Origin of the sequence: Streptomyces sp. NPDC014734 (assembly GCF_043083325.1) — a bacterium.
Classification (GTDB): domain Bacteria; phylum Actinomycetota; class Actinomycetes; order Streptomycetales; family Streptomycetaceae; genus Streptomyces.
This window is the reverse complement of record NZ_JBIBYN010000049.1, coordinates 1-11,569: the sequence shown is the minus strand read 5'-3', so window position 1 is coordinate 11,569 and position 11,569 is coordinate 1. Positions and strand designations below refer to the sequence as shown.

2 protein-coding genes are annotated in these 11,569 nt (G+C 72.3%); both read left to right on the top strand.

What is annotated here, in order from left to right; all coding sequences use genetic code 11:
* Nucleotides 1-2,353, top strand: a 2,353-nt coding sequence (locus tag ACF1CT_RS37145) for an SDR family NAD(P)-dependent oxidoreductase (RefSeq protein WP_391788452.1), incomplete at its 5' end; no start/stop codon positions are given.
* Nucleotides 2,354-2,576: 223 nt separating this feature from the next.
* Nucleotides 2,577-11,569: type I polyketide synthase (locus tag ACF1CT_RS37140; RefSeq protein WP_391788451.1), on the top strand; the 8,993-nt coding region annotated here is incomplete at its 3' end.

The window sequence follows — 11,569 nt, the reverse complement described above, 5'->3', positions numbered from 1 at the left end:
GGAGCGGTTCTGGCTGTCGTTGGGCGAGGCCTGGACGCGTGGTGTCGACGTCGACTGGGACGCCGTCTACGCGGGAACGGGTGCCCGACGCGTCGACCTGCCCACCTACGCCTTCCAGACCGAACGGTTCTGGCCGGAGGCGGCGCCCGCGCAGGCGACCGGAACGGCACAGGCGGACCCCGTGGACACCCGGTTCTGGGAAACCGTGGAGCGTGAGGACTGGCAGGCGCTGGCCGAGGAACTCGCGGTCGACGGCGACCAGCCGCTCAGCACCGTGCTGCCCGCGCTGTCGACCTGGCGCAAGCAGGCACGCGAGCGTTCCGCCGTGGACGGCTGGCGCTACCGGGTGACCTGGAAGCAGCTTGCCGAGAACCAGTCCGCGCGGTTGTCCGGCACCTGGCTGCTGATCGAGCCCGGGACCGCGGACGAGAAGGCCGCCGCCGTCGCCGCGTCGCTGACCGGACACGGAGCCGACGTACGACGGATCGCGGTGGACGCCGCGACCACCGACCGGGAGGCGCTGGCCGCCGCGCTGCGCGCCGAACCGGCCGGGGACGACCCGGCGTTCGACGGCGTGCTGTCGCTGCTGGCGCTGGACGAACGCCGGCACAAGGCGCACGTCGCCCTCCCCGCCGGGACCGCCGCCCAACTGGCGCTGATCCAGGCGCTCGGTGACGCGGGGATCGCCGCACCGCTGTGGTGCGCGACCAGCGGTGCGGTCTCCACCGGCCGCTCGGACCGGCTGGAATCGCCGCAACAGGCCCTGGTCTGGGGCCTGGGACGGGTCGCCGCCCTGGAACACCTGGAGCGCTGGGGCGGACTTGTCGACCTGCCCGGGACCATGGACGAGCGGGCGCTCGACCGACTTGCCGAGGTGCTCGCCGGCGACGGCGAGGAGGACCAACTCGCCATTCGTGCCAACGGAGTTCTCGGACCGAGGCTGGTGCGTGCCGGACTCGCCGAAACGCCCGCCGTGCGGGAGTGGCGGCCGTCGGGGACGACGCTGGTGACCGGGGGCACGGGTGCGCTGGGTGCGCAGGTGGCGCGTTGGCTGGCCCGGAACGGTGCCGAGCACCTGCTGCTCACCAGCCGTCGGGGCCCGGACGCTCCCGGCGCCGCCGAACTGCGCGAGGAACTGACCGAACTGGGCGCCGAGGTCACCGTCACCGCCTGTGACGTGGCCGACCGGGACGCGCTGTCCGACATGCTCGCGACCGTCCCCGCCGAGCACCCGCTGACCGCCGTGGTGCATGCCGCCGCGGTGACCGAGGACGGTGTGATCGAGGGCCTGACACCCGAGCAGGTCGACCGGGTGCTGCGGCTGAAGGTCGACGCCACCCGCCACCTGCACGAGTGCACCCGGGACCTCGACCTGTCCGCGTTCGTGCTCTTCTCGCACTTCTCGGCGGTCTTCGGAGCACCTGGCCAGGGCAACCAGGCGCCGGGCAACGCCTATCTGCACGCCTTCGCCGAACAGCGGCGTGCCGACGGGCTGCCCGCCACCACCCTGTCCTGGGGCCCGTGGGGCGACGGCGTCACCGTCGGCGGTGCGCTCGGGGACCGGATGCGCCGCCACGGCATCAACGAGATGGCGCCGGAACCGGCGGTCACCGCCCTGCGGCACGCGCTGGACCGGGACGAGACGGCACTGACCGTCATCGACATGGACTGGCGCCGGTTCACGCTGGCCTTCACCGCCGACCGGCCGCGTCCGCTGCTGCACGAACTGCCCGAGGCACGCCAGGTCATCGACGAGATGAAGGCCGAAGCGGCCGAGGCGAGCGCCTCCGGGCCCGCGCTCGCGCAGCAGCTCGCCGGGCTGCCGGAGACCGAACGGGAGCGGGTGCTGCTGGAACTGGTGCGCGGCGCGGTCGCGGCGGTGCTGGGCCACACCGACGCCGCGGCGATCGAGGCCGGACGAGCCTTCAAGGAACTGGGCTTCGACTCGCTCACCGCGGTCGAACTGCGCAACCGGCTCGGCGCCGCCAGTGGACTCAGACTGCCGGCCGCCCTGATCTTCGACCACCCCACCCCGGCCGCCGTCGCCGCGTATCTGCGCGCCGAAGTGGTGCCGGACGAGGCGGCCACCGGGGCCCCCGTGCTGGAAGAACTCGACAGGCTGGAGACGGCACTCGCGGGCAGCGCACCGGACAACATCACCCGGGCCCGGATCACGATGCGACTTCAGTCGCTGCTGGCGAAGTGGAACGAGGGCCCGGACGCCGGACCCGCCGACCAGGCCCCGGCGGCCCCGGCGGCGGCCACGGACACGGAGGTCGTCGAAGAGCTCCGGTCGTCCAGCGACGAAGAGCTTTTCGCATTCATCAACAAGGGACTCGGAAGGCCCTCATGAAAACTCCGCTATTGACGTCCCCCTCCCTATCGGACAGGATTTCCTGCACCCTCGTATAAAGGATTCTCCTCTTTGCTGCCCCCTATTCGCTCCCCCGGTCGCCAGGGGGTGGTAGGGGGCAGTTAGGGGTTGTAGGGAGGGTTAGTCCGGCCATAGCCTCTCGCCGAGAAGTCGAATAATTGATTATTATCCGATGCCGTCTGCCGTAAATGGGTTGCGTTAAATGGCGAATGAAGAGACGCTGCGGGACTACCTCAAGCTGGTAACGGCGGATCTGCATCAGACTCGTCTTCGCCTGCGCGAGGCGGAGGCGAAGAATCACGACCCCATAGCCATCGTGGGTATCGGTTGCCGGTACCCGGGAGGCGTGCGTTCCGCCGAGGACCTGTGGCGGGTCGTCAGCGACGGCGTGGACGCGGTGGGCGAATTCCCCGTGGACCGCGGGTGGAACGTCGAGACGATGTATCACCCGGACCCGGACCACCCCGGCACCAGCTACGTGCACGAGGGCGGATTCGTCGACGACATCGCCGACTTCGACCCGTCCGTCTTCGGCATCAGCCCGCGCGAGGCGCTGAGCATGGACCCGCAGCAGCGCCTGCTGCTGGAGACGTCCTGGGAGGCGTTCGAGCGGGCGGGCATCGACCCGACCTCCGTGCGCGGCCAGCAGATCGGCGCCTTCGTCGGCACCAGCAACCACGACTACCTCGCCGCGATCCTCAGCTCCACGGAGAACTTCGAGGGCTACTTCGGCACCGGCAACGCGGCGAGCGTGGCCTCCGGCCGCCTGTCGTACACCTTCGGTCTCGAAGGCCCCGCAGCGACCGTCGACACCGCCTGCTCCTCGTCGCTGGTGGCCCTGCACCTGGCGGTACAGGCGCTGCGCAACGGCGAGTGCACCATGGCCCTGGCCGGCGGCGCGACCGTGATGTGCGCCCCGGGCGTCTTCGTCGACTACAGCAAGATGCGCGGGCTCGCCCTGGACGGCCGCTCCAAACCCTTTGCCCCGGAGGCCGACGGCTTCTGCCTCGGCGAGGGCGTGGGCGTACTGCTGGTCGAGCGCCTCTCCGACGCCCAGCGCAAGGGCCACACCGTGCTCGCCGTCATCCGTGGCACCGCCGTCAACCAGGACGGCGCCAGCAACGGCATCACCTCGCCCAACGGCCCGTCCCAGCAACGCGTCATCCTCCAGGCACTGGCCAACGCCCGGCTCACCCCGGACCAGGTCGACGCCGTCGAGGCGCACGGCACCGGCACCGCACTCGGCGACCCGATCGAGGCAGACGCCCTGCTGGCCACCTACGGTCAGGACCGGCCCGACGGCAGACCACTGCTGCTCGGCTCCGTGAAGTCCAACATCGGCCACGCCCAGGCGGGCGCCGGCGTCGGCGGCGTCATCAAGATGGTCATGGCCCTGAAGCACGGCATGCTGCCCAGGACACTGCACCTGAGCGAACCCACCCCGCACGTGGACTGGTCGTCCGGCGACATCGAACTCCTCACCGAGGCACGCGCCTGGCCCGAGACCGACCGGCCGCGCCGCGCCGGTGTCTCCTCGTTCGGCATGTCCGGCACCAACGCGCACACCATCATCGAGCAGGCCCCGCCCCGGGCGGCCGACGAACCCGCCGACGACACCGACGCGAGCCCCGAGCCCGCACGGCTGCCACTCGTCCCCGTCACACTCTCCGGCAAGGACACGGCAGCGCTGCGCGCCCAGGCCGCCCGACTGCACACCCGGCTCGCATCCGGCCGTTCCACCGACAGCCTGACCGACCTCGGCTACTCGCAGGCCGTCACCCGCGCCGCCCTCGAACGGCGCGCGGTACTCGTCGCGGCCGACCACGACGAGCTCCTGACAGGCCTGGGCGCGCTGGCCGAAGGACGGCCCCACCCCGGTCTGACCGAGGGAACGGCGGCCGAGGGCAAGCTCGCCTTCCTCTTCACCGGCCAGGGCAGCCAGCGCCTCGGCATGGGCAAGGAGCTGTACGAGACATACCCGGTCTTCGCCAAGGCGCTGGACGACGTCTGCGCCCAGCTCGACCGCTCCCTCGACCGGCCGCTGAAGCAGGTGCTGTTCGGCGACGACAAGGAACTTCTGGACCGCACCGGCTACACCCAACCCGCCCTCTTCGCCGTCGAAGTCGCCCTGTTCCGCCTCGTGGAGTCCTGGGGCCTGAGACCGGACTTCCTCTCCGGGCACTCCATCGGCGAACTGTCCGCCGCCCACGTCGCCGGGGTGCTGTCGCTGACGCACGCCGCCGCACTGGTCGCCGCCCGCAGCCAGCTGATGCAGCAACTCCCCGCCGGTGGCGCGATGATCGCGGTACAGGCGTCGGAGGACGAGGTACTGCCGCTGCTGACCGAGGGCGTGAGCATCGCCGCGCTCAACGGTCCGCAGTCTGTCGTGGTCGCCGGCGACGAGGACGCGGCACTGCGGATTGCCTCCGGATTCGAGGCGCGCGGTCGCAAGACGAAGCGACTGACCGTCTCGCACGCGTTCCACTCGCCCCGCATGGACGGCATGCTCGACGCCTTCCGCCAGGTCGCGGAGCGGCTGACCTACCACGCCCCGACGATCCCGATCGTCTCCAACCTCACCGGCGACCTGGTCTCCGCCGAGGAGATCACCAGCCCCGACTTCTGGGTCCGGCACGTCCGCGAGGCGGTCCGCTTCCTCGACGGCATCCGCGCCCTGGAGACACGCGGCGTCACCACCTTCGTCGAGCTCGGCCCCGGTGGCGTGCTCTCCGCCATGGGCCAGGACTGCCCGGCCACCGCCAAACCGCAGACGCTCGCGTTCGTTCCCGCCCTGCGCGACGACCGCCCCGAACCCGCCACCCTGACCCAGGCCCTGGCACGGACACACGTGCGCGGCGTGACCGTGGACTGGCCCACGTTCTACGCGGGCACCGACGCCCACCGCGTCGACCTGCCCACCTACGCCTTCCAGCGGCAGCGCTACTGGCCGTCCAACCCCTTCGCCGACATGGGCACCCCCGCCGCGAACGGCGAGACCGGCGCGCTCGGCGCCACCGACGCCCGCTTCTGGGAAGTCGTGCACAGCGAGGACCTCGCGGCCCTCGCCGACACCCTCGGCATCGACGGCGACCAGCCGCTCAGCTCCGTACTCCCCGCGCTGTCCGCCTGGCGTCGACGCCACCACGACAGTTCCACCGCCGACGGCTGGCGCTACCACACCACCTGGAAGCCGCTGACCGGAGCCCAGCCCTCGCTGCTGTCCGGTACCTGGCTCGTCGTCACCCCGTCCGACACGGCCGACTCCGTGTGGCCGGCCGAAACGGCACGCATGCTCACCGAGCGCGGCGTCCGGGTCGAACAGCTCACCGTGCCCGCGACGGCCGACCGGACCGAACTCGCCGAGCGGCTGCGCACCGCCCTGCCCGAGGGCGACACGCCCGCCGGTGTGATCTCGCTGCTCGGCCTGGACGAACGACCGCACCCCGAACACCCCGACCTCGTTGCCGGCCTCGCCGGCACCCTCGCCCTCGTCCAGGCGCTGGGCGACGCGGACCTCGACGCCCGGCTGTGGGTCCTCACCCGCGGCGCGGTGTCCACCGGCCGATCCGACCGGCTCACCGGCACCGCCCAGGCACAACTGTGGGGCCTGGGCCGGACCGTGGGACACGAGCACCCCGAGCGCTGGGGCGGCCTGATCGACCTGCCCGAGACCGCCGACGAGCGTTCCCTCGGCCGCCTCGCCGAGGCCCTCTCCGGTCTCGGCGACGAGGACCACCTCGCGATCCGCTCCCAGGGCGTCTTCGTACGCCGCCTCGTCCGCACCCCGCACACCGAGATCACCGGCGAGGGCTGGACGGGCCGCGGCACCGCGCTCGTCACCGGCGGCACCGGCGCCCTGGGCGCCCACATGGCCCGCTGGCTCGTACGCAACGGCGCCGAACACCTGCTGCTGACCAGCCGCCGGGGCCCCGACGCGCCGGGAGCGTCCGAACTCCGCGACGAACTGACCGCACTGGGCGCCGCCGTCACCATCACCGCCTGCGACGTCGCCGACCGGGCGGCCCTGGCCGAGCTGTTGGCGTCGATCCCCGCGCAGTACCCACTGACCACCGTGGTGCACGCGGCGGGCGTTCTCGACGACGGCGTCCTCAACGCCCTGACCCCGGCACGCATGGCCGAGGTACTGCGCCCCAAGGCAACCGCCGCACGCAACCTGCACGAGCTCACCCGCGAGACGGGCCTCACCGCCTTCGTGCTGTTCTCGTCCATGGCCGCCACCTTCGGCGCCGCGGGCCAGGCCAACTACACCGCTGCCAACGCCTACCTCGACGCCCTGGCCGAACAGCGCCGCGCCGAAGGACTGCACGCCCTCTCGCTGGCCTGGGGTGCCTGGGCCGAGGGCGGCATGGCCACCGACGAACTGGTCACCGAACGGCTCCGGCTGTCCGGGCTGCCCGCGCTCGCCCCCGAGCCCGCCACCGCCGCGCTGCGCACCGCCCTCGACCTGGACGAGACCTTCTGCCTGGTCGTGGACATCGACTGGGACCGGTTCGCCCCCGGCCTCACCGCCATCCGGCCGAACCCGCTGGTCGCCGAAGTGCCCGAGGCCCGGCGTGCGTTCGAGACGGCACGGCCGACGGACGCCGCGACGGACGAATCCTTCGCCCGACGACTGGCCGCCGCGGCCGAGGAGGACCGCGAGACGCTCGCCCTGGACTTCGTCCGCACACAGGTCGCGGCCGTCCTCGGCTACCCGGGACCGGATGCGGTGGATCCCGGCCGCGCCTTCCGCGACCTCGGCTTCGACTCGCTGACCGCCGTCGAGATCCGCAACCTGCTCGGCTCGCTCACCGGGCTGCGGCTGCCCGCCACGATGATCTTCGACTACCCGACCCCGCTCGCCCTGGCGGACTTCCTGCAGGACGAACTCGGCGGTTCCCGGCCGACGGTCACGGGCCCGGCCGCCGCCGTGGCGGCCGTGGCCGACGATCCGATCGCGATCGTCGCGATGAGCTGCCGCTTCCCCGGCGGCGTGGCCACCCCCGAGGAGTTGTGGCAGCTCCTCATATCGGGCCGGGACGCGGTCACCGGATTCCCCACCGACCGCGGCTGGGACATCGATTCCCTCTACGACCCGGAGTCCGGCGCCGAGAACACCACCTACGTGCGGACCGGCGGATTCCTCACCGACGCCGCCGACTTCGACCCGGCGTTCTTCGGTATCTCGCCGCGTGAGGCGCTCGCCATGGACCCGCAGCAGCGGTTGCTGCTGGAGACGTCGTGGGAGGCGTTCGAGCGCGCCGGCATCGACCCGGCCACGCTGCGCGGTCAGCAGGTCGGCGTCTTCGCCGGTACCAACGGACAGGACTACCTCCCGGTCGTCCTCGCCGCACCGGGCGGCTCCGAGGGCTTCGTCGGCACGGGCAATGCGGCGAGTGTGATGTCGGGCCGGGTTTCCTACGCGTTGGGTCTGGAGGGTCCGGCGGTCACGGTCGACACGGCGTGTTCGTCGTCGCTGGTGGCGTTGCACTGGGCGATCCAGGCGTTGCGTCAGGGCGAGTGCTCGCTGGCCCTCGCCGGCGGTGTGACCGTGATGTCCACCCCGGGTTCGTTCATCGACTTCAGCCGTCAGCGTGGTCTGGCCGCCGACGGCCGGATCAAGGCGTTCGCGGCGGGTGCGGACGGGACGGGCTGGGGCGAGGGCGTCGGCATGCTCCTCGTGGAACGGCTCTCCGACGCACGGCGCAACGGCCACCCGGTCCTGGCGCTCGTGCGCGGCTCGGCCATCAACCAGGACGGCGCGAGCAACGGGCTGACCGCGCCCAACGGCCCGTCCCAGCAGCGCGTCATCCGCCAGGCCCTGGCCGGTGCCGGACTGACCACGTCCGACGTGGACGCCGTCGAGGCGCACGGCACCGGCACCAAACTGGGTGACCCGATCGAGGCGCAGGCGCTGCTGGCCACCTACGGCCAGGACCGCCCCGCCGACCTGCCGCTCCATCTCGGCTCCATCAAGTCCAACTTCGGTCACACCCAGGCCGCGGCCGGTGTCGCGGGTGTGATGAAGATGGTGCTGGCGCTCCAGCACGGGGTGCTGCCGCAGACCCTGCACGTCGACGAGCCGACCCCGCACGTGGACTGGTCCGCGGGTGCCGTGTCGCTGCTGGCCGAGGCGGTGGAGTGGCCGGAGACCGGCCGCCCCCGCCGCGCCGCCGTGTCCTCCTTCGGGATCAGCGGCACGAACGCGCACACGATCATCGAGCAGGCCCCGGTGGAGGAGCCGGCCACGGTGGCTTCCGGGGCGGGTGCGGTCCCACCAGTGGTTCCGCCCGTGGTTTCGCCGGTGGTCCCGGTGGTGTTGTCGGCGCGGTCGGGTGCGGGCCTGCGGGCGCAGGCGGAGCGGTTGCGCACGTGCGTGGTGGTCGAGTCGGGTGCGGAGCCGGTGGACGTGGGCTCCTCGCTGGCGGCGCATCGCGGGTTGTTCGAGGAACGGGCCGCCCTGGTGGTGGCGGACCGGGCAGGGCTGCTGGCGGGGCTGGAGGCGCTGGCGCGTGGCCAGTCGGCGCCGGGGCTGGTCGAGGGTTCGGTGGCCGGTGGTAAGTCGGCTTTCCTGTTCACGGGGCAGGGGAGTCAGCGTCCGGGCATGGGGCGTGAGCTGTACGAGACGTTCCCGGTGTTCGCCGACGCGCTGGACGAGGTCTGCGCCCATGTGGACCAGCACCTGGAACAGCCGCTGAAGTCCGTGCTGTTCGGTGACGATGCCGAGGTGCTCGCCCGGACGGGCTTTACGCAGCCCGCGTTGTTCGCGGTCGAGGTGGCGTTGTTCCGGCTGCTCGAAGCCTGGGGTCTGCGCCCCGACTTCCTCTCCGGGCACTCGATCGGTGAGCTGGCTGCCGCGCATGTGGCGGGTGTGCTGTCCCTCCCCGACGCTGCGAAGCTGGTGGCGGCCCGGGGCCGGTTGATGGAGGAACTGCCCGCCGGTGGGGCGATGATCGCGGTGCAGGCGTCGGAGGACGAGGTGCTGCCGCTGCTGACCGAGGGCGTGAGCATTGCCGCGCTGAACGGTCCGCAGTCCGTCGTGATCGCGGGTGATGAGGACGCTGCTGTCGCGATCGCGGCAGGTTTCGAGGCGCGGGGGCGGAAGACGAAGCGGCTGACGGTCTCGCACGCGTTTCACTCGCCCCGCATGGACGGGATGCTGGAGGCGTTCCGTGAGGTCGCGGAGGGGCTGACGTACGAGGTCCCGCGCATTCCGGTCGTGTCGAACCTGACCGGTGGTGTGGTGTCCGCCGAGGAGATCACCGACCCCGGTTTCTGGGTGCGGCATGTCCGCGAGGCGGTCCGTTTCGTCGACGGTGTCCGTGCGCTGGAGGCGCAGGGCGTCACGACCTTCGTGGAGCTGGGTCCGGACGGGGTGCTCTCGGCCATGGGTCAGGAGTGCGTCACCGGCGAGGACGCTGCCTTCACACCGGTCCTGCGCGCGGGGCGTTCCGAGACCGAGGCGCTGGTCACGGCCGTGGCACGGGCGCATGTCCGGGGTGTCGCCGTGGACTGGCCGACGTTCTACGCCGGTGCCGACACCGCGCGGATCGAGCCGGGCACACTGCCCACGTATCCCTTCCAGCGCGAGCGCTACTGGCCGAAGGTGTCCTCGCTGTACCTCGGTGACGTCGCGGCCGTGGGGCTGGGCGAGGCCGGGCACCCGCTGCTCGGGGCGAGCGCCGAACTCCCCGACGCGGACGGAGTGTTGTTCACCGGGCGTCTGGCGCTGTCCACGCACCCGTGGCTGGCGGACCACACCATCATGGACACGGTCCTGCTGCCGGGCACGGCGTTCGTGGAACTGGCGATCCGCGCCGGTGACCAGGTCGGCTGCGAGCACCTCGAAGAGCTGACGCTGGAGGCGCCGCTGATCCTGCCCGAACAGGGCGGCGTCCAACTGAGGCTCTCGGTCGGCGCCGCCGACGGCACGGGGCGACGACCGCTGTCGCTCCACTCCCGGCTGGAGAACCTCCCGGCCGAGGAGCCGTGGACCCGGCACGCCGGCGGTGTGCTGGCGCCCGCAGACGGTCTGCCACAGCCCGACTTCGAGTGGAGCGCCTGGCCCCCGGCGGACGCGGTCGAGATCGAGCTGCGCGACCGATACGCGGGTCTGCTGGACATCGGCTTCGCCTACGGCCCCGACTTCCAGGGGCTGCACAGGGCATGGCGGCGCGACGGCGAGATCTTCGCCGAGGTGCTGCTGCCCGACGAGACCCGGGAGGACGCCGGCCGCTTCGGCCTGCACCCGGCGCTGCTGGACTCCGCACTGCACGCCATCGGTCTCGGCGGCCTCGGCGTCACCGACGACACCGGCCGACTGCCCTTCGCCTGGGGAGGGGTGTCCCTGTACGCGGGCGGGGCTTCGGCGCTGCGCGTCCACCTGGCACCGGTGGGCGCCGAGAGCGTCCGCCTGCGGATCGCCGATGCGACGGGTGCGCCGGTCGCCGCCGTCGAGTCGCTCGGCCTGCGTCCGGTCTCGGCCGATCAGCTGCGCACCGCGCGCACCGCCTACTACGAATCACTGTTCCACATGGAGTGGACCGGACTGACGAGCGCCACCGGGACGACCGGAACGGGCCGTTGGGCCGTGCTGGGATCCGGTGACCTCGTCGGTGCGGGCATTGCCTCGTACGCCGACCTCGCCGTGCTCGGTGCGGCGGTCGAAGGCGGCGCCCGGGCCCCGGAGTTCGTCTTCGCCTCACCGGGCGCGGCCGAGGAAGGGGACGTCGTCGCGACCGCGCACAGCGCCGCCGCCGAGGCGCTGGACCTGGTGCAGACCTGGCTGGTGGACGACAGGTTCGCCGACTCCCGGCTGGTCGTGCTGACCTCCGGTGCGATGGCCGCCGTGCCGGGTGAACCGGTGCCCGATGTGGCGCGGGCCGCCGTGTGGGGTCTGCTGCGGTCGGCGCAGTCGGAGAACCCCGACCGGTTGCTGCTCGTCGACCTCGACGGTGACGACGCGTCCCTCCGCGTGCTTCCCGGCGCGCTCGCGACGGGCGAGACCCAGCTCGCGCTCCGTGCGGGCGTGGCGTACACACCGAGGCTGGCCAGGGTCGCCGCGGACAACGGTGCCGAGCGGGAGTTCCGTCCGGACGCCGACGGCACGGTGTTGGTGACGGGTGCCAGTGGTTCGCTGGGTGGGCTGGTGAGCCGTCATCTGGTGGCGGAGCATGGGGTGCGTCGGCTGTTGTT